19 protein-coding genes are annotated in these 21,424 nt (G+C 36.5%); 7 read left to right on the forward strand and 12 right to left on the reverse strand.

The window, feature by feature from the left end:
- Positions 1-341: 341 nt before the first annotated feature.
- Positions 342-2,321: a DNA primase gene (gene dnaG, locus BUC21_RS13660; RefSeq protein WP_073403374.1), complete on the forward strand. Its 1,980-nt coding sequence runs from the start codon at positions 342-344 to the stop codon at positions 2,319-2,321.
- A gap of 4 nt (positions 2,322-2,325) precedes the next feature.
- On the opposite strand, the gene folE is transcribed toward dnaG, so the two are convergent.
- The 11 genes from folE to BUC21_RS13715 all read right to left on the reverse strand — a co-directional run bounded on the left by folE (position 2,326) and on the right by BUC21_RS13715 (position 13,089).
- On the reverse strand, positions 2,326-2,910 hold the full coding sequence (gene folE, locus BUC21_RS13665; protein ID WP_073403376.1) for a GTP cyclohydrolase I FolE: 585 nt from the start codon (positions 2,908-2,910) through the stop codon (positions 2,326-2,328).
- A complete protein-coding gene (locus BUC21_RS13670) occupies positions 2,911-3,357 on the reverse strand; it encodes an SPOR domain-containing protein (RefSeq protein WP_073403378.1) in 447 nt (148 codons plus the stop codon).
- Between the two features lie 55 nt (positions 3,358-3,412).
- Positions 3,413-5,491 (reverse strand): BT_3928 family protein, encoded by a 2,079-nt coding sequence (locus tag BUC21_RS13675; protein WP_073403528.1) that lies wholly within the window; start codon positions 5,489-5,491, stop codon positions 3,413-3,415.
- A complete protein-coding gene (locus tag BUC21_RS13680; RefSeq protein ID WP_073403380.1) occupies positions 5,466-6,023 on the reverse strand; it encodes a DUF1599 domain-containing protein in 558 nt (185 codons plus the stop codon). Before BUC21_RS13680 ends, BUC21_RS13675 begins: the two co-directional genes overlap by 26 nt.
- 107 nt (positions 6,024-6,130) lie before the next feature.
- Complete coding sequence (locus BUC21_RS13685) at positions 6,131-7,021, reverse strand: peptidoglycan DD-metalloendopeptidase family protein (RefSeq protein WP_073403530.1); 891 nt, start codon at positions 7,019-7,021, stop codon at positions 6,131-6,133.
- A 16-nt stretch (positions 7,022-7,037) separates the two neighbouring features.
- Complete coding sequence (ndk, locus tag BUC21_RS13690) at positions 7,038-7,499, reverse strand: nucleoside-diphosphate kinase (protein WP_073403532.1); 462 nt, start codon at positions 7,497-7,499, stop codon at positions 7,038-7,040.
- 235 nt (positions 7,500-7,734) lie between these two features.
- A complete protein-coding gene (gene recG / locus BUC21_RS13695; protein WP_073403382.1) occupies positions 7,735-9,831 on the reverse strand; it encodes an ATP-dependent DNA helicase RecG in 2,097 nt (698 codons plus the stop codon).
- Positions 9,824-10,489, reverse strand: coding sequence for a 2-C-methyl-D-erythritol 4-phosphate cytidylyltransferase (locus BUC21_RS13700; protein ID WP_073403534.1), 666 nt, complete (start codon positions 10,487-10,489; stop codon positions 9,824-9,826). Before BUC21_RS13700 ends, recG begins: the two co-directional genes overlap by 8 nt.
- Positions 10,490-10,846: 357 nt before the next feature.
- Positions 10,847-11,401, reverse strand: a complete 555-nt coding sequence (locus BUC21_RS13705; RefSeq protein ID WP_073403384.1) for a DJ-1 family glyoxalase III — start codon at positions 11,399-11,401, stop codon at positions 10,847-10,849.
- A gap of 8 nt (positions 11,402-11,409) precedes the next feature.
- A complete protein-coding gene (locus BUC21_RS13710) occupies positions 11,410-12,327 on the reverse strand; it encodes a TonB family protein (protein WP_073403386.1) in 918 nt (305 codons plus the stop codon).
- Between the two features lie 48 nt (positions 12,328-12,375).
- Positions 12,376-13,089 carry a pyridoxine 5'-phosphate synthase gene (locus BUC21_RS13715; protein WP_073403388.1) on the reverse strand — a complete coding sequence of 238 codons (714 nt, stop codon included), beginning with the start codon at positions 13,087-13,089 and terminating at the stop codon, positions 12,376-12,378.
- A gap of 199 nt (positions 13,090-13,288) precedes the next feature.
- Between BUC21_RS13715 and BUC21_RS13720 the strand changes: the two genes are divergently transcribed.
- Positions 13,289-14,164, forward strand: coding sequence for an NAD kinase (locus tag BUC21_RS13720; protein ID WP_073403390.1), 876 nt, complete (start codon positions 13,289-13,291; stop codon positions 14,162-14,164).
- Positions 14,165-14,232: 68 nt separating this feature from the next.
- Here BUC21_RS13720 and mdh read toward each other — a convergent pair whose 3' ends face one another.
- Positions 14,233-15,174 (reverse strand): malate dehydrogenase, encoded by a 942-nt coding sequence (mdh, locus tag BUC21_RS13725; RefSeq protein ID WP_073403392.1) that lies wholly within the window; start codon positions 15,172-15,174, stop codon positions 14,233-14,235.
- Between the two features lie 229 nt (positions 15,175-15,403).
- Here mdh and BUC21_RS13730 point away from each other — a divergent pair, with 229 nt between their 5' ends.
- The 5 genes from BUC21_RS13730 to BUC21_RS13750 all read left to right on the forward strand — a co-directional run bounded on the left by BUC21_RS13730 (position 15,404) and on the right by BUC21_RS13750 (position 21,417).
- Positions 15,404-16,279, forward strand: coding sequence for a hypothetical protein (locus tag BUC21_RS13730; RefSeq protein WP_073403394.1), 876 nt, complete (start codon positions 15,404-15,406; stop codon positions 16,277-16,279).
- 194 nt (positions 16,280-16,473) lie between these two features.
- Complete coding sequence (locus tag BUC21_RS13735; protein ID WP_073403396.1) at positions 16,474-17,958, forward strand: TolC family protein; 1,485 nt, start codon at positions 16,474-16,476, stop codon at positions 17,956-17,958.
- Positions 17,959-17,975: 17 nt separating this feature from the next.
- Entirely contained in the window at positions 17,976-18,968 is a 993-nt protein-coding gene (locus BUC21_RS13740; RefSeq protein ID WP_073403398.1) for an HlyD family secretion protein, read from the forward strand.
- A 5-nt stretch (positions 18,969-18,973) separates the two neighbouring features.
- A complete protein-coding gene (locus BUC21_RS13745; protein ID WP_073403536.1) occupies positions 18,974-20,155 on the forward strand; it encodes an ABC transporter permease in 1,182 nt (393 codons plus the stop codon).
- On the forward strand, positions 20,155-21,417 hold the full coding sequence (locus BUC21_RS13750) for an ABC transporter permease (protein ID WP_073403400.1): 1,263 nt from the start codon (positions 20,155-20,157) through the stop codon (positions 21,415-21,417). Before BUC21_RS13745 ends, BUC21_RS13750 begins: the two co-directional genes overlap by 1 nt.
- Positions 21,418-21,424: the final 7 nt, after the last annotated feature.

Here is a 21,424-nt window from a genome sequence, read left to right on the forward strand (position 1 = left end):
GCTTGTTTCCTCTTCAACTACCTGATTACAAAGCTAATAAAAAGTATAATTAATATTAATAATACTCTTGTTATTTGGATTACAACATAGAAGATGAAATGTATCACATTTTTATCTCCCACTAAAATAAACATCTATAAATCAAAGCTATAAACTCTATTTTGTAGCAGGTGGCAGATGATGATGAAGTTTTTTATTATTTTTCGGGAGAAAAGTAATCTTTTCCAGTATAGGTGGTTCTTTATCAATCTAGATAAAATAAATTCCATGATATAGAATTCTTTTAATGTTGTTTTGAAAGATAGTTTTCGTAATTTTGCAGAGATTCGAAAGAAAATAAAATGATTGATCAAGCTACTGTAGATAGAATTATTGATGCGGCACAAATTGTAGATGTAGTATCTGAATTTGTAACCTTACGCAAAAGAGGTGTGAATTATGTAGGGCTCTGTCCTTTTCATAATGAAAAAACGCCATCTTTCAGTGTATCTCCCTCTAAAGGATTATGCAAATGTTTCAGTTGCGGAAAAGGTGGAAACGCTGTTCATTTTATCATGGAGCATGAACAATTATCTTATTATGAAGCTCTGAAATTTCTGGCAAAAAAGTACAACATTGAGATAAAGGAAAGAGAGCTCAGCAACGAAGAGAAGCAAGCTCAGAATGCCAGAGAAAGTATGTTTATTGTAAATGGCTTTGCCAGAGATTATTTTCAAGATATTCTTGTGAATCATATAGATGGAAAGGCCATAGGAATGGCCTATTTCAGACAGAGAGGGTTTCGCGACGATATTATAAAAAAATTCCAACTTGGGTTTAGTACAGATGTACGTGACGCCTTGGTACAGGAGGCACAAAGAAAAGGATATCAAAAAGAATTTCTACTGAAAACCGGACTATGCTATGAACGCGATGACCATTCCTTAAGTGACCGTTTCAGAGGAAGAGTTATTTTTCCGGTTCATACTTTATCCGGAAAAGTTGTAGCCTTCGGAGGTCGAATTCTTACTACAGACAAAAAAGTTGCCAAATACGTTAATTCGCCCGAATCTGAAATATATCACAAAAGTAGCGAGCTATACGGTATATATTTCGCCAAGCAAGCAATCGTTAAACAAGACAGATGCTTTCTTGTAGAAGGATATACTGACGTTATCTCCATGCATCAGTCCGGTATTGAAAACGTAGTAGCATCGTCCGGTACATCCCTAACATCAGGGCAAATCAGATTAATTCATCGTTTTACAAATAATATCACCGTGCTTTACGACGGAGATATGGCCGGAATTAAAGCCTCAATAAGAGGTATTGACATGCTTTTGGAAGAAGGAATGAACATCAAGGTGGTATTGTTACCAGACGGAGATGATCCGGATTCTTTTGCCAGAAAGCATAACGCAACAGATTTCCAGGCGTATATTAATGAACATGAAGTAGACTTTATCAGATTTAAAGCCAATCTGTTAATTGACGAAGCAGGAAAAGATCCGATGAAGCGAGCAGAGCTTATTTCGGATGTTGTAAGAAGTATATCTGTAATACCGGAGGCAATAGTAAGATCGGTGTATATCAGAGAGTGTAGTCAATTGCTAAGAGTTGAGGAGAAACTGCTCCAGATTGAGATGGGGAAATTAATTGAGAAGCAGCTGGAAAAGAATAACAAACCAGCATACAACGAAGCTCAGTTCCCACCTCCTGTAGAAGAAATGATTCCTGAAGAGATTTATCAGTCATTTATTCCGGCTGAAGGAAAAGAAGGAAGCGAATTTTATCAGTACGAACGTCTTATCATGAGCGCACTTGTAAGATATGGCGAGAAAGTAATGTGCAATATGGCAACTGAAGAGGGAGAAGAAACTCCGACCACAGTTATTGAATATATTACCAATGACTTAAAACAGGACGATTTAAAGTTCCACAATCCAATTCATCGAAAGATTCTATCTGAAGCAGGGGCACATTTAAAAGATAATAATTTTATCTGTGCAAGGTATTTTATTGCACATCCAGATCCGTTAATCAGTAAACTGGCAGCAGAACTTTCGAGTGACCGCGATCAACTAAGTAAATATCACACCAAAGGGCAGCATATAGTAACTGATGATGAACGATTACACGAATTAGTACCTTCTCTTATGACCAGTTTTAAGAATGCCATTGTAGAGGAGGAACTAAAGCACATTATGTATGCACTTCAGGATCCTGAGAATAGCAAATCTGAAGAAAAATATACGGCCATAATGAAGCGCTATAAAGATATTCAGAACATACGCGACATGATGGCCAAAAGACTTGGTGACAGAGTTATTTTAAGAAAATAAAGCTTTATTTATGGGCAATAAGGTCCATAAATTCACTACGAGTTGTAGCATTCTTAAAAGCCCCGGAGAAATCAGAAGTAGTAGTAATTGCATTTTGCTTTTCAACCCCTCTCATCTGCATACACATATGCTTTGCTTCAACAACCACCATTACGCCTAACGGGTTAAGAGTTTGCTGAATGCATTCCTTAATCTGCAAAGTCATTCTTTCCTGAACCTGCAAACGATGGGAGAAAATATCAACTACACGGGCAATCTTACTTAGACCGGTAATATAACCATTAGGAATATAAGCTACATGAACTTTTCCATAAAAAGGAATAATGTGATGTTCACAAAGAGAAAAGAAATCAATGTCTTTAACTATCACCATTTGGTTGTAGTCCTCTTTAAACTTAGCAGAACGAAGCACTTCGTGAGGATCTTCTCCATATCCCCTGGTTAAAGTAATCATAGCCTTGGCTACTCGTTCGGGAGTTTTCAACAAGCCTTCTCTGTTTACGTCCTCACCTAATATTTCTAATATATTATGATAGTTTTTCTTTAATTCTTCAATTTGGAAATTCAAAGCTTCTTCCTTAGTCATCATCTATAGTGGTATAATAATTTGCGTTCTTACAATAGAAGCTTCGCTAAAAGCTCCTGTTTGCTTCATTTTTTTCATCATTGCATACGCTTCTTCTATTGTTTTATAATCACCAGCCTGACACAACCATCTTGGCGAAATAAAAATAGTATAAACCGGTAATTGCGGAAAATAGCTTTTCACCTTTCCCTCTATTTCGTATGCAGCATTCCTTGCTTCTCTTGAATCACCGCCAGAAAAAACAAGAATTCTATATCCTGATTCTTTCAGAACTTTTGTTTCTTTGGTATGTTGCGATCCAATCAAAGATTCCAAACGTTGATCCTGGTGAATTGTTACAGTTCCACAACCAGGCTCCTGACGTTCCAGACTCTTAATTATATTATTTTGTCCTTTAACGCCTGTTACAAGACAAAACAAAAACAACAGTAAAACAGGATAAAGTTTCATGGCTAAAAATAAAAAAAGCAAAAGGAGGAGAGTTCCTCCTTCTGCTTATAACTTTTTATGCATTAAAAGCATCAATAATACCTTTGAAGTCATCAGCTTTCAAAGAAGCACCACCGATAAGACCACCATCAACATCAGGATTAGCAAACAATTCTTTTGCATTAGAAGCTTTACAGCTACCACCATACAAAATAGAAGTGTTGTCTGCTACTTCTTTTCCGTATTTTTGAACAATTGTAGAACGGATGTATGCATGGATTTCCTGAGCTTGTTCTGCAGTAGCAGTTTTACCTGTACCAATAGCCCAAACTGGTTCGTAAGCTAAAACGATTTTAGAGAAATCTTCAGCAGAAAGATCAAATAAAGAACCTGCCAACTGAGAGTATACAACTTCATTTTGTTTTCCAGCTTCACGTTCTTCCAAAACTTCACCAATACAGAAAATTGGAGTCAAGCCATTGGCTAAAGCCAAAACAACTTTATCTTTAAGAATTTCTGCAGTTTCGTGATAGTAAGCACGACGCTCTGAGTGGCCAAGGATTACATATTTTGCTCCTGTTGATGCAACCATAGCAGCAGAAACTTCACCTGTATAAGCACCTGATTCTTTATCTGCGCAGTTCTGAGCAGCAACACCAATCTTATTTGTATCGATAGCAGCAGCTACAGATGCAAGGTGAATGAAAGGAGTACCGATAACTACATCACAATTTGGCTTTTCGTTTGCCAACACTTCATTTAACTCTTTTGCCAATGCTAAACCTTCAGCAAGGGTCTTGTTCATTTTCCAGTTTCCTGCAACAATGTTTTTTCTCATTTTTCTATTTTTTAAAGGGTTAATTAAATTCCTTTGTCGTTTTTTATCCAGACGTTTAATCACCAACAAGTCTAATCCCAATACAAATAACAGAGGGATTATAAACCATAATATAACCAAGATTATAGTATGTTTATCATCAACCAATTTCTGATGACCAATTTCAAGCTTATCTAGTTTTCCGGAGAGAGCATATTCATCTGGCAAATTTGAATGATGCCATTTATTTAGAATAACCCCATTCTTAATCAAGACTAATCCCGGATTAGAACGAATTATTGTTTTTAAAGTAACATCATCACTAAAACAGAAAGGATATTCTGCACCAGTTTTACCTTTCCACTGTTCTATTTGAGTATCTAGAGAAGAGGTAAGACAATAGAAAGAATAGCCATTCTCAACACAATAATCATAAATTTCATTGATTAAATCAATATCATTATCATCAGCTTCTTCAATTCGATGTGCTATCAACAAGAAGGTATATCCTTTATCTGTTAGTATCTTATTTGTTATATCCTCCCCTGTTTCCATCTCAGTAATTGAAAAATCGTGAATTGGAGGTTCGTAGCCTTTTTCTTTTAAAACAGTTCTTGAATCAACAAATTTCCAGGTACTATCAGGATAATTTTCCAATGTAAATTCCTTCTTTACACCATTTTTTTCAAGGGTGAAGAAATTCTCATAAACACTTTTCTTCGCTCCTTCAGGTATCGACATACTCTGAAGTAGATTAGTCCCAATTCTATAAGGGCGAAAATCTAAGATTGGCAGATTCCGATAACAGTAAATAGATAGAACTAAACCAAAAAATATAATATATAAAGCAATCAGCCACTGCGTTTTTTCGCTAACAAGTCTTACAATCCGAGGTTTCCAGATAAAGCAGGAAATTGCAGCTATAAGCAATATTATGTTTTTATAAAAAGTTTGCCAGTTAGTTAACACTAAGGCATCACCAAAACAGCCACAATCAGAAACTGGATTTTTAAGAGCTAAATAAAATGTGAGAGGAGTCATAAAGATTAGCATCAACAGAGCCAATGCAGTACTTGTATTTTTCCGAATCCCAAAAAGAAGATATCCTCCCACTGATAATTCAAAAACAGCAAGAAAAATAGCGAGAAAAAGAGGAAGAAAACCTGGTATGAATGAAGTTAATCCAAAGGCCTCTGCATAATCCTGGATCTTATAGGTAGAACCAAGCGGATCTATAGCTTTCACGAAACCCGAGAAAACAAATACAATGCCAAGGAGAAATCTACAAAGATTCACCCATACATCCAAAATTCTATTTTGCTGATTCTTTGTCTCCAAATTCAATTTTTATCAAACCAAATACTGAATAATTAATCATATCCATATAGTTGGCATCTATTCCTTCCGAAACTAAAGTTTGTCCGGACAGGCTTTCTATTTGTTTAGTCCTGTAAATCTTCATTAGAATAAGATCTGTATACGAGGTTACTCTCATAGATCTCCAAGCCTCATCATAATCATGATTTTTAGCAAGCATCAATTCTAAAGCAGAATTAGCATATTTATCATACAAAACCATCGCTTCATCAACAGTGATATCTGCAGATTCTGCATATCCTAATTCAAGCTGAATTAATCCTACTATTCCATAATTTACAATAGCTATAAATTCAGACCGAACTCCTTCATCTACCAATGAAACTCCTTTAGTCTCGATTGAGCGTATACGATTTGCTTTTATAAAAATCTGATCTGTTACAGAAGCCGGACGTAAAATGCGCCATGCTGGTCCATAATCATGAAGCTTCTTAAAAAACAAATCACGACAGAGAGCTATAACATGTTCAAATTGTTGCTTAGTATCTTTCATTTCATTATAAATAAAGTGCAAAGTTAAGAAATTATTAAGAAAAAATAAGAAGAGGATGCTCTAAATTACATTAAAGCATCCTCTTCTTTTAAATATCATTGAAAAATCTATGAACAACGTATAATCTGACCTGGTTTTAGTCTAGATTTCTTTGTAAGTCCATTCATCTTACGTAACTCAGCAATAGTAACTCCTCTTTCTTTTGCAATTTTAGCAAGTGTATCACCTCTATGAACCTTGTGATACTTAATAACATTATCATCAGCAACATTAGAAGCTGCAACAGCAGTAGCTCCCTTACGTTCATATCTGCCATTTCTGTTAAATGTATATGTATCAGCTACTATATCCTGATTTGGAAAATCGAACATTAATGCCGGATTTATAGCAATACCCAAGAAACGAGTTTCAAAATGGAGGTGAGAACCTGTTGAATGTCCTGTATTACCTCCTAAACCGATAACTTCTCCAGCTTTAACTATTTGATCAGGATCTACTAATTGTTTAGACAAGTGGCCATAAATTGTTTCAAGTCCGTTTGCATGACGTATCACAATATATTTTCCATATCCACGAGCTTCAAATTTTACAATACGCACTTTCCCGTCAAACGCAGCACGAATTGTATCACCTATTTCAACTTTCAAATCGAGTCCATTATGCATTCTTCTCCAACGAGGGCCGAATGGAGATGTAATTGATCTGCTTGGAGTAGGCATATAGAAGCCTCTTAGATCAATTGTGAACGATTCGGGTACAACTGTTTCAGAATTTCTTCCATAAGCATGCACATACTCATTATTCCAGCTTGGATACAAGCTGTAAGCAGGAAAAGCAGCTTGTTCAGCTCTTATTTGTTTTTGTAAAGCTAAGGAATCAACACTCTTTAATTTTCTGTCAATAGGAGCCTGACGCGCAATAAGATCCTGAGAAAAAGAACTCAGACTTACCATTGCCGCGGCAGCTACTAACATTGTTTTAACGCAAATAAAATTCATTCGTACTATTTTTCGATTAAAACTCATCGTTAGCATACAAATAATCAAATGTAGCTACTTTATACACGAAGAGTTCATCGGGTTTAAAAAATCTGTTTAACTCTGCTTTCGCAGTTTCGGGTGAATCGGAAGCATGAATAATGTTTTCTTGAAAACTCATACTAAAATCACCTCTAATTGTTCCGGGAGCAGCCAAACGTCCATTTGTTGGTCCAGCCAACGTACGAACAACTTGAATAGCATCCACACCTTCATAGCAACATACAATAACAGGAGCGGTCATCATTGAGTCTTTCACGCGTTGAAAGAATGATTTTGTGCTAAGATGTGAATAATGCTCACTTAGAATATCATCTGTTAATTGAATCATTTTCATTCCTGCAAGTCTCAAACCTTTCCGTTCAAAACGTTTGGTTATCTCACCAACTAATCCTCTTTGAAGAGTACAAGGCTTTAGTATTACCAAAGTTTGTTCCATGCAGAATAATGATTTTTTATCAGTTTTACGTCCTGTTTTATTTTTAATATTCTCAAAGATAGCATTTTTCCGAGAAAAGTCAAAACCCAATTAACTATTTTTTAGGATTAAAATGTTTGCTTTTTTAAAAATGAATCCCGCAAAGCCCCGCCTATAAGTCGTATCAATAGCATACATGTTATACAACATACAGTAAAATAATATTCTGCATTTTAACTGTATATTAAAAACATTTTCAACTTATAGACGCCCAATTTATGTTAGTTTTACGTAAAGATTTGAGTTGTTTCCACAGTAATTCATTATCTAGACTAACGCCTAGAGGGTCATTATCCACAATTTCCTGTGCTATATTGCGAACATATTGAAGAAGTTGTCCATCTCGGGCAAGATCGGCAATTTTCAGATCAAAAGCTATTCCGCTCTGTTGAGTACCTTCTAAATCGCCAGGGCCACGCAATTTTAAATCGGCCTCTGCTATTTCGAAACCATCATTTGTACGAACCATAATTTCAAGTCGTTTGCGGGTATCTTCGGATAGCTTGTAATTAGTAACCAAAATACAATAAGACTGATCGGCACCACGCCCTACTCTTCCTCGTAACTGGTGTAATTGAGAAAGTCCAAACCTCTCAGCATTTTCAATCACCATCACAGAAGCATTAGGTACATTCACTCCAACTTCAATAACAGTAGTAGCGACCATAATCTGAGTTTCGCCGCTGACAAACCTTTGCATCTCGGCATCTTTCTCTACAGCTTTCATTTTGCCGTGCAATTTGCTAACCTTATACTGAGGAAAGGCTTCACAAATATGGAGAAAACCTTCTTCCAGGTTCTTTAGATCTATTTTCTCACTTTCTTTTATTAAAGGATAAACTATATAAACCTGACGTCCTTCTGCAATTTGCTTACCAATTGAAAGATATAAGCTTTCCCTTCTGTTGTCGAACTGATGCATTGTTGCAATTGGTTTTCTTCCTGGAGGAAGTTCGTCAATAACAGAAACATCTAAATCACCATAAAGAGTCATAGCCAGCGTACGGGGTATTGGAGTTGCAGTCATAACCAGCACATGAGGAGGATAAATACTTTTTTGCCATAACTTAGCACGCTGAGCCACTCCGAAACGATGTTGTTCGTCAATTACCACCAATCCTAATTTTGAAAAAGCAACATTATCTTCTATAACTGCATGTGTACCTATCAGAATATTAATATTACCAGTAATCAGATCGGATAATAATTTCTCTCGCTTCTTACCTTTAACGGAACCTGTTAATAACTCCACATGGATATTTAATCCAAAAAGCAGTTCCTTTATTGTTTCAGTATGCTGGTTTGCAAGGATTTCAGTGGGAGCCATCAGGCATGCCTGATATCCATTATCAATAGCAATAAGCATGCTCATTAATGCAACCAGCGTTTTACCACTACCCACATCTCCTTGCAAAAGTCGGTTCATTTGTTTACCACACCCAACATCATTACGTATCTCCTTAACAACACGTTTCTGAGCTCCGGTTAATTCAAAAGGAAGGTTTTTTGTATAAAATTCATTGAAGGCCTTTCCTATATGCTCGAATATGTAACCACGATATTTTTGTTGCCGATCCTTACTGTATCGTAGAATATTTAATTGTATATAAAACAACTCTTCAAATTTAAGACGCATTTGTGCTTTACGCAACAGCTCCGGATTCTTAGGGAAATGTATATTCTTCAGCGCATCAGTAAGAGACATTAAATGATGCTTAGAAATAATAGCAGCAGTAAGAGTCTCTGGTAAGGGTGACTGAAGTTGCAGGAATGCAGCTTCAACCAGCTTTTGCATGGCAGTAGAGTTGAGAAAGCTACGCTTCATCTTCTCCGTTGTATTATAATACGGCTGCAAACCCATTGAAGAAAGTGTAAGCTCCGAAGCATTATCAATATCGGGATGCGCAATATTAATTCGTCCTCCATAAACTGTAGGCTTACCAAAAACTATATATTCTTCGTGAGCTTTGTATTTGCCTGCAATATATTTAATTCCCTGAAACCACACCAAATCGACAACTCCAGTACCATCCGAAAAGTGTGCTACCAATCGTCTTTGTCTTCCCTCGCCAAAAGTCTCAAAACTAAGTATTTGTCCTTTAAGCTGAATATAAGGCATATTGCCATCTATCTCGTGCACATAGTACACTCTGCTTCTATCCACATATTTATATGGGAAATAATAAAGCAGATCATGCAAAGAATATATCTCTAGCTCTTTGTTAAGGATTGCCGCTTTTTGAGGTCCTACTCCGGGCAAGTATTTTATATCTCGTGTAGTAATATCAAACATTCGCTAATGCTTTAGCAATAATCATATCAAAAGGGGTAGTAATCTTTATATTCTCTCTGTTTCCTTCTACTAGCGCAACTTTTACCCCCATTGCTTCCACCACAGAGGCATCATCAGTAAATAAAGGAGTAAATTCTTGTCCATAGGCCATTTTTAATAATGATGTAGTAAACACTTGCGGAGTTTGAACAAGTTTATAGTTGTTCCGGTCTACTGTTTCACTCTGCTCATCGTTTATCTTTCGTATAGTTTCTACCACATCAATTACAGGTATAGCAGCTTTATTAATGCTGGCAGCATCAAAACAACGAGCAATAACTTCTTGAGAAACAAATGGGCGAACTCCATCGTGCACACCGATTAATCCATCATCATCCGCCAAAGCTAATCCGTTTTTCACGGAATGAAAACGAGTTTCACCTCCATCTGCTAACAAAAAAAGAATTCTAAATTGGTATTTCACGCATAAATCATTCCAGTAAGCCTGTTGTTCCTTTGGCAAAACAAGAATAATTTTCATTTCCGGATCAAAACGATGAAAAGTTTCAATAGTCAACATTAACACAGGTTTGCCATTGACTGGAAGAAATTGTTTTGGAACTTCACCTCCCATACGCAAGCCTTTTCCGCCTGCTACTATAATTAATTGCTTTTTCATCATTATCCTTTGCTGTAAACGTTCCTACAAATATAATATCTTTGCCTTTAAATCTAAAAGATTAAATCTAAAAAAGAACAATTATCACATTTGGCAAGCCTTAATAAATATTTTGATTAAATTCCTTCACCAATAAATAAAAACCATTCATCAATGACTTAAATTTATTGGCCAATAAATTTAGACTAAAGGCCAATCATTTCTACGAGTTTGGTTATATTATTAAAGAGCGCAACTAAACCTCTCTTTTAACGTGAAAGAAAAAGCATCTACTATTTCCCAAGGCTTCTTAACAAAAGTTTCGAAGAAAAATGGGAGATGGTAGACGCTTATATTTTTATTTGGGGTAGAAACTTATTAGTTTCTGACAAGCATTCCTTTTGCTATTTCGTTTGCTTTTTCTTTTCCTAAGAAATAATCAACGATTTCTAAAGCGAAAGCAGGAGCTGCAGCAGGACCTTCGGCAGTTATAAACAATCCATCTCTGACAACGGCTTTATCGCGGGTTAAAATTGCTCCTTCAAGAAACTTTTCAAATCCCGGATAGCAAGTTGCATGCTTTCCTTTGAGTAAACCTAAATTTCCATAAACCAATGGAGCCGCACAAATAGCAGCCAATGGCTTGTTTGCCTTTGCAAAACTTAGAATCAAATCACGTAAACCCTTATGAGCATCAAGTCCGGACGCTCCAGGCATTCCACCCGGAAGAACCAACATCGCAGCATCTGCAAAATTAGCTTTTTCAAAAGCCAGGTCAGCAACAACTGATATTCCGTGTGCACCTGCAACGATATTATTACCGGCAACCGAGACTGTCTTTGCACTTATTCCTGCACGACGTAATATATCAACCACAGAGAGGGCTTCGATCTCTTCAAAACCTTCGGCTAAAAAGATATAAACTGTTCCCATAGTACAAATTATTTAAGTTTGAAATAATAAGTAATTGTTCCTGTTTGATTATTTAATCCACTAACAGAGTTAAAATGAGCTTTCTTCGCAGCTTCCTCGGCTGCTTTTCTTAATGCCTGATTAGTGGTATTAGTCATCTTATTAATGCTCGTTCTAATTACCTGACCAGCTGGATTTACAACAATAGTAACTACAACTTTACCTTCTTCTCTTACGTTATAGCTAGGACGAGGCAAACCTCCAGAGCCTAAAGAACGTCCATCCAAATCAAAAGATCCGTTCCCTGAACCATTTCCGGTACCATATCCTGTTCCCGTTCCTGTTCCGCGCCCCGTTTCAGAATTTCCTCTGGAACCATCACCCAAGCCTGTGCCAGTTGTACCAGCACCTACACCACCTAAGGATTTTGCTCTTCCAAATGCACTTGAAGCAAGTTTATTTGCTGCTGCAGCCGAAGCTTTTTCTGCTTTTTCATTTTCATCTTCAGCCGGTAACTGTTGCACAATCTTTATCTGATCAGACTTTACAGCATTATTTACTTTCGTAGAATTACCAACAGGAATAGCTTCTCCTTTAATAACAGGAGCAGCTCCCGGTTTTTCCTTTGAAACAATGCGCTGTTTAGGTTCACCTCCACCTTTTCTGGCAGCCTCACCATATTTTGGTTTAGGTTTTTCAACCGGCATTGGCTCTTCCAACACAGAGATAGCTGAAACCTCTACTAATTTTTCTTCTTCTTTTGGAGTGGTAACTTCACTAATCTTAAGCAAACTAAATCCAATCAAGACAACAACAAGAATAATAAAGAATGAGCGATTGTGCCTTGTAGGGGAATCAAGTCGCATTCTATAGGCTCCATATTCCTTATTTTTTCCCTGGAATATCAAGTCACACCATTCTTGTGATGTTAAATTATCCTTTGCCATTATTACTTCATTTTAGCACGCTTTTAAAGATAAAGCGTTATTATCACATTATCGCAAACAATTTTTATATTCATGAATTGCTTTTTCAAGTCCCATATAAAGAGCATCGCTTATAAGTGCATGCCCAATTGACACTTCATCAATCCATGGAATATTTTTATAAAGGTAGTTCAGATTAACTAAACTAAGATCATGACCGGCATTTAATCCTAATCCTAAACGGCGAGCAGTTTTTGCAGCTTCAACAAAAGGAGCAATTGCAGCCTCCGGATCTTTAGGATAAAGCGTTGCATAAGGTTCTGTGTACAATTCAACTCTGTCGGCACCAGCCTTAGCTGCATACTCCACCATTTCAACATCAGCAGCAACAAATACAGACGTACGTATTCCGGCACGAGTAAATCTGTCGAGAACTTCAGTCAGAAAAGCAAGATTGTTTTTAGTGTCCCATCCGGAATTTGAAGTTATCTGCGAAGGGTCGTCAGGTACCAAAGTTACCTGATTAGGTTTTACCTGCAATACTAATTCTATAAATTCAGGAGAAGGATAACCTTCAATATTGAATTCTGTTTTCAACAACGGACGTATCTCATACACATCAGAACGACGAATATGTCTTTCATCAGGACGAGGATGGACAGTAATGCCTTCTGCACCAAACATTTCACAGTCTAACGCTACTTTAGTTACATTGGGAGTATTTCCTCCTCTTGCATTACGAAGTGTTGCCACTTTGTTGATATTTACACTCAATTTAGTCATAACTATTTTTATATTGTTAGGAATCCGCTTGTTTTTTCAAGAAATAAGAAAAAATTAGCAACCAATATTGCCATAATACAAAAAAGATTCCCCAAATTTGCATATAACGTATCGACTGCAAAAGTAACAGTATTTACCGAATACTAAATATTTTGTATCGAAAAGATTCATAAAAGCAATCACTTAAAATAAAAATAAGATGAAATTCGCGATTTTCGGAAACTGTTTTCAAGCAAAAAAATCACTACATGCGGAGAACTTATTTGCAATTCTAAAGCAACATGGTGCTGAGATATATGTAGATTGGGAATTTTATGAATTCCTAACTAAAGATCTTAATTTCACTCCGAAGGTTAGTGGACTTATTGGTGATAATGATTTTGAAGCTGATATGGTAATCAGTATCGGAGGCGATGGAACATTCCTTAAGGCTGCAAGTCGCGTGGGCAGAAAAAACATCCCCATATTGGGAATAAATACCGGAAGATTAGGTTTCCTTGCTGATGTTTCTCCCGAAGAAATAAACGATACTTTTAATGAGATACACAATGGGCAATTCAAGGTGGAAGAACGTAGTATTTTAGAATTAAAAAGTGACCTGGAAGAACTTGAAGGTTATCCTTTCGCTTTGAATGAGATTGCAATTCTTAAGAGAGACAGTTCATCTATGATTTCTATCCATACAACTATCAATGGAGCATATCTTACTACTTATCAAGCCGATGGTTTGGTTATCTCTACTCCTACCGGATCAACAGCTTATTCACTAAGCATTGGTGGACCAATAATAGTGCCTCATTCTAACACCATTGCAATAGCTCCTGTTGCACCGCATAGCTTAAATGTTCGTCCTATAGTAATTCGCGATGATTGGGAAATAACTCTCGATGTTGAAAGCCGCAGTCATAATTTTCTTATAGCAATTGACGGACGAAGCGAATCATGTAGTGAAGGAAGTCGTCTTACTATTCGAAAAGCTGATTACAACATTAGGGTCGTAAAACGATATAACCATATATTTTTCGACACATTACGTACCAAAATGATGTGGGGCATTGATAACCGTTCAAAATAGCACTTTACAATAAACAAAAGAAGGCATCCTTTAGGGACGCCTTCTTCCATTATTATAGGAAAGCAATATTAGATTGCGTTCATTTCTGCTAACACGTCGTTTGTTTTACGAACTGCAGCTGCGCTCTTTTCGAAAAGTTCTTTTTCTTCTGCATTCAATTCAATTTCAACAATCTTTTCAACACCGTTACGGCCGATGATTGCAGGAACACCAATACAGATATCAGATTGACCATATTCACCTTCCAAAGCGACACATGAAGGAATCATCTTCTTTTGGTTCTTGATAATAGATTCAACTACATAAGCTCCAGCAGCACCTGGTGCATACCAAGCAGAAGTTCCAAGAAGACCTGTCAAAGTAGCTCCACCTACCATTGTAGATTTAACAACTTCATCAATTTGTTCTTTGCTTAAGAAGTTACTTACAGGAAGACCTTTGTATGTAGCAAAGCGAGCCAAAGGAATCATTGTTGTGTCACCGTGACCACCAATTACCATACCTTCAACTTCGTTAGCGTTGCATCCTAGAGCTTGAGACAAGAAATATTTGAAGCGTGAGCTATCCAAAGCACCACCCATACCAATAATTTTATTCTTTGGTAAGCCAAGTGATTTAAGTGAAAGATAAGTCATTGTATCCATTGGGTTAGAAATAACTACAATGATTGCATCTGGAGAATATTTCAAAATGTTACCAGCAACAGACTTTACGATACCAGCATTAACACCGATAAGTTCTTCACGAGTCATACCTGGTTTACGAGGAATACCTGAAGTAATTACAACAACATCTGAATTTGCTGTTTTAGCATAATCATTTGTACAACCAACAACTGTTGTGTCGAAACCCAACAATTGAGCAGTTTGCATCATATCCATTGCTTTACCTTCAGAAACACCTTCCTTAACGTCAAGCATTACTACTTCATCTGCCACTTCATTAAATGCAAGTACGTTTGCACATGTAGCGCCTACATTACCAGCGCCTACTACGGTTACTTTTGACATAATATTTATTTTTATAACAAGTTAATAATATCTCTCTTTAAATATTCGGCAAATTTACAACCTTAATTCCTATTAAGGAAAAATTTCCATAATAATTTTAGTTAATTAGTTAGAAAGGAACCTTTGAATATAAAAACAATTAATGTTTTTGCTATTCAACATTAAAAGCATTACTTTTGCAAGCTTATTACAAAACATCATAATATTTACAACATAGGCTTTTAGTAATATGAATAAGAAAACAACATGGATAGTGGCAATAATCACTACCATTTTAGTAATTGCTATTGCAGGAATCACTTACTTATTCCTCCGCTCAGAAAAAGAAAAAAAAGAATTAGTTCAGAATTTTGAGTTAGACAAAAAGGATTTGGAAAATGAATATACCGGATTCGCAAAGCAATATGATGAATTAAAATTTATCACATCTAACGATTCTTTGTCTACTCTTTTAAGTGAAGAACAAGTAAAAGTACAACGTCTGCTTGAGCAACTTCGCTCTGTAAAAGCAACAAATGCATCCGAGATAAGAAGGTTGAAAAATGAATTGAATTTACTTCGTAAAGTTATGGTAGGATATGTAAACCAAATTGATTCACTTAACCGCCTAAACAAATCACTTACTGCCGAAAACCAGGAAGTTAAACAAAAATATCTGAGTGCTACAGAACAAATAAGCAATTTATCTGAAGAAAAGAAGAACTTACATAACAAAGTAACTTTAGCTGCTCAGTTAGATGCTACAGGTATAACTCTTTTAGCAAAAGATAAAAAGGGTAAACAAGCTAAGAAAGTTAAAGATATAGTTAAATTCCAGATAGGATTTACTATCGTAAAAAATATAACTGCAGAAGCGGGAAATAAAACAATCTATATAAGAATAACTAAGCCAGATAACGACGTATTAACTAAAAATGGCGGAACGTTCTCTTATGAAAACAGAAATCTGACTTATTCAATCAAGAAGTATGTAGAATATACAGGTGAAGAACAATCTGTTACAGTATTTTGGGATGTTGAAGAATTCTTATATGCAGGTTCTTACGGCGTTGATATCTTTGCCGACGGCAATCTCATTGGTTCAAAGAGATTTACTATTGAGTAGTAAGAAGCATTAAGCTTCTATAAAAAACGCTTCAATCTTTTTGCCAATTCGCAGAAACAATCTATTTTTGCATCGTTGTTTATGCAATTATTTGTTATGCACATAATATTGCGCATTGCAAATAATTGCAACTATAAACAAAAACAAAATGTTTTTTAGTTGAATACTATTACGTTCATAATGTTTAAGATGCAATGAAAAAGTTACTCAGTTTAGTTATACTGTTAAGTATTACTTGCTCATTAAGTTCGCAAGAAGTTCTAAGTTTAGATAGTTGTCGCGCATTAGCTCTTGCCAACAACAAAGACTTGCAAATTGGTAATGAAAAAATTAAAGCAGCATACTATGAGAGAAAAGCTGCATTCACAAACTTTCTTCCCAACATTTCAGCAACAGGTTCTTATATGCGCAATCAAAAAAACATTGCGCTTCTTGGCGAAGATAAGTTCCTGCCAATCGGGTCATTAACATCAAGTGGAACCTTTGGATATACCCCTGGTGCGGGACAAGTACAAGAAATTAAACTTCCTTCAGGACAATGGGTGCCTACTGATGCCAGTGGCACTCCTTTCGATCCTACCAAAAATCCAGAGAAGCTTGTTTGGAAACAATACACCACTATTCCGAAAGAGCAATTTGAGTTCGACACCAAGAATGTTTATGCCGGAGCAATAACACTTACTCAACCTATTTATATGGGTGGTAAAATCAGAGCTTACAATAAAATAACAAAATTTGCAGAAGAGCTAGCTAAAACACAGCACAAGTCAGGGATGCAGGAGGTTATTTTAAACACAGATCAGGCATACTGGCAAGTGGTATCTCTTGTGAATAAAAAGAAGTTGGCGGAAGGTTATCTGGAACTTCTAAAAAAGCTGGAAAGCGATATAGACAAAATGATTGCAGAAGGAGTTGCAACAAAGGCTGACGGACTTTCTATAAAAGTAAAGGTTAACGAAGCCGAAATGACACTTACAAAAGTAGAAGACGGTTTAAGTCTTTCCAGAATGTTGCTCTGTCAGATCTGTGGTCTTGACTTATCAACACCAATTAAATTAGCTGACGAAACAATTAATAATCTACCAGTCAACCCATCTGTTGGAGTTGCCGATATTGAAATGGCTTACAAAAATCGTCCAGAACTTAAAAGTCTGGAATTAGCTACCAATATTTATAATCAGAAAATAAACATAACTCGCTCAGAGTTCCTTCCTTCGGTAGCATTGATAGGAAATTACCTCGTAAGCAACCCTTCAATATACAATGGATTTGAAAATAAATTTGGTGGACAATGGAATGTAGGTGTTATGGTAAAAATCCCTATTTGGCATTGGAAAGAAGGTTCTTATAAAGTAAATGCAGCCAAAGCTGAAGCTCGTGTCGCTCAATTTCAATTAGCAGATGCAAAAGAAAAAATCCAGTTACAAGTAAATCAGTCGGCATATAAAGTAAATGAAGCATCAAAGAAACTAGCCATGGCCGAAAAGAACATGGAAAAAGCCAATGAGAATTTACGCTATGCAACTTTAGGTTTTGAAGAAGGTGTTATTCCTCCAAGTAATGTGCTCGAAGCACACACAGCATGGTTGTCTGCTCAATCAGAAAAAATAGATGCGCAGATTGATGTTAAACTAACCGAGATATATCTACAGAAATCATTAGGAACATTATCAAAATGATATAAAAAATAAATAATATGGCATCACAAAAATCACAAAACAGTAATATGCTGCTGGCATTTATTACCCTACTTGGGGTTATTGCAATCGTTGCTTTAGTAGGTTTCTTTATGCTAAGAAAAGGCCCCGAAATTATTCAAGGACAGGCTGAAGTAACCGAATATAGAGTATCCAGTAAAGTTCCCGGCAGAATTTTGGAGTTCAGAGTGAAAGAAGGTGATAAAGTTAAAGCCGGTGATACACTGGCCATACTTGAAGCGCCTGAAGTTACCGCAAAAATGATGCAGGCGCAAGCTGCTGAATCTGCTGCTCAAGCACAAAACCAGAAAGCAATCAAGGGAGCACGTTCAGAACAAATTCAGACAGCTTATGAAATGTGGCAAAAAGCCAAAGCCGGAGTTGATATTGCCGAAAAATCTTATAAAAGAGTGAAAAACCTTTTCGAGCAAGGTGTTATGTCTGCCCAAAAGATGGATGAACTAACAGCACAACGCGATGCTGCCATAGCTACAGAAAAAGCTGCTCATGCACAATATTCAATGGCTAAAAACGGAGCGGAAAGAGAAGATAAACTTGCAGCTTCGGCATTAGTAGATAGAGCAAAAGGTGCTGTTGCCGAAGTTGAATCGTACGTAAAAGAAACGGTATTAATAGCTCCGATGGATGGTGAAATCAGTGAGATATTCCCCGAAATGGGAGAATTAGTAGGAACAGGTGCACCAATTATGAACGTAGCTAAAATGGACGACATGTGGGTTACTTTCAATGTTCGTGAAGATCTTCTGAATGGACTCAATATTGGAACTGAGTTTACTGCTATTATTCCTTCTATGGATAATAAAGAGGTGAAATTGAAAGTGAACTTTATGAAAGACTTAGGTACCTATGCTGCATGGAAAGCAACTAAGACAACCGGACAGTTCGATTTAAAAACATTTGAAGTTCGTGCACTTCCTACTGAAAAAATACAGAATCTTCGTCCAGGAATGTCTGTTATTATTAAGAAATAGATATGATGGAAGCAAAACAAAAGAAATATACCAGTTTGGGGCAAGTCATGAAACGTGAATGTAAGCGTTTGGTGTCGCGCCCGCTTTATCTCTTTTGTATGGTCATAGCACCCATGTTCTGCTATATTTTCTTTACCACATTAATGGGATCCGGACTTCCAACAGATCTTCCTATTGGTGCAGTTGATTTAGACAATTCATCTACTTCACGCTCAATTCTTAGGAATCTGGATGCTTTCGAACAAACAAAGATTGTTGCCAGATATGAAAGTTTTGATGATGCAAGAATAGCCATGCAACGAGGAGATATTTACGGATTCTTTTATATTCCTGAAGATTTAGCCTCAAAAGCAATAAGCAGTCGCCAACCTAGAATATCTTTTTATACAAATAATTCTTATCTGATTGCCGGTTCTTTGCTTTTCAAAGACATGAAAATGATGTCAGAACTAGCGGGCGGAGCCTTATCGCGTGCCACACTTTATGCTAAGGGTGCAACCGAAGAACAAGCGATGGCTATTTTACAGCCAATAGTAATTGACACACATCCTCTAAATAATCCATGGCTCAATTACTCTGTTTATTTGTGTAATACTCTTGTTCCGGGAATATTGATGATACTCATATTTATGACGACAGTCTATTCTATTGGAGTTGAGATTAAAGAAAGAACTGCCAGAGAATGGTTAAGACTAGGCAATAATTCTATCTATATATCATTAGCAGGAAAGCTGATACCACAAACAATAGTGTTCTTTGTGATGAGTATCTTTTATAATACCTATCTCTACGGATATTTACATTTTCCTTGCAATAGTGGTATTTTACCAATGATTTTTGCTTCTCTACTTTTGGTTCTTGCATCGCAAGCCTGCGGAGTAGTAATGATAGGCACTTTCCCCACATTGCGTCTGGGACTGAGCTTTGCTTCACTATGGGGAGTTATTTCCTTCTCTATTTCAGGATTCTCATTTCCGGTAATGGCTATGCATCCAGTACTTCAGGGTCTATCAAATCTATTTCCATTAAGACATTATTTCTTAATTTACGTAGATCAGGCACTTAATGGATATAGTATGGTATATTCCTGGACAAACTACACGGCATTACTGCTATTTATTATGTTACCATTTGCTGTAATGCAAAGACTAAAGAGTGCTTTAATTTATTATAAATATATGCCATAATGAAAGAAGCAACTTTCAAAGATAAGATATCAGAAGGAATACATGACCTTTTTTATATATGGAAAAGGGAATTCCAGACAACTTTCAGAGATCAGGGAGTTTTGATCTTTTTCATTCTTGTACCACTTATGTATCCATTAATATATGGATTCATATATACAAATGAAGTAGTTCGGGAAGTTCCGGTTATAGTTGTTGATGACTCTCATTCTTCATTGAGCCGTGAATTTATACGAAAAGTTGATGCGACTGCCGATGTTGAAATAAAGACTTATTGCAGCAATATGGAAGAAGCAAAACAGCTGATGAAAGAAAGGAAGGCTTATGGCTTGATATATGTTCCAAGTAATTTCAGTAAAGACATTGCACTGGGGAAACAGACTAAAGTGAGCATCTATTGTGATATGAGTGGATTACTTTATTACAAAGGCATTTTGCTTTCAGCCACAGCTGTATCTTTAGACATGAATAAGAATATCAAAATCAGTCGTGCTGGAAATACAACCAACCGACAAGATGAAATAACAGCACGTCCAATAGATTACGATAATGTAGCTTTGTTTAATCCACAAAATGGTTTTGCAGCATTCCTTATTCCGGCCGTACTTATTTTATTGATACAGCAAACTTTATTGTTAGGTATTGGACTTTCAGCAGGAACTGCACGCGAACATAATAGATTTAAGGACTTGGTGCCTATCAATCGTCATTATAACGGAACGCTAAGAATTGTCATGGGTAAAGGCTTAAGCTACTTCATGGTATATTCTATTATTTCTGTTTATGTGCTCTGCGTAGTTCCACGTATTTTCAGTCTAAACCAGATTGGACAGCCAGATGCTTTAACTCTGTTTATGTTACCCTATCTGGCCGCTTGCATATTCTTTGCCATGACTGCTTCCATTGCCATTCGTAACAGAGAAACCTGCATGCTTATTTTTGTATTTACGTCGGTTCCTTTGCTATTCATTTCTGGAATCTCATGGCCTGGAGCAGCTATTCCTGCATTCTGGAAATATGTATCTTACATATTCCCTTCCACTTTTGGGATCAACGGTTTTGTAAGAATCAACAATATGGGGGCATCATTAAATGAAATCTCAACAGAATATAAAGCCCTTTGGATACAGGCAGGAGTCTATTTTCTTACCACTTGCTGGGTTTATCGCTGGCAGATACTGAGCAGTCGTAAGCATGTATTAGATCGATACAAAGAAATGAAAGCCAAACAACAACTCTCATCCAGAGAAATTACAGACTAAACTTTAT

Source organism: Bacteroides luti (assembly GCF_900128905.1).
Lineage (GTDB): Bacteria > Bacteroidota > Bacteroidia > Bacteroidales > Bacteroidaceae > Bacteroides > Bacteroides luti.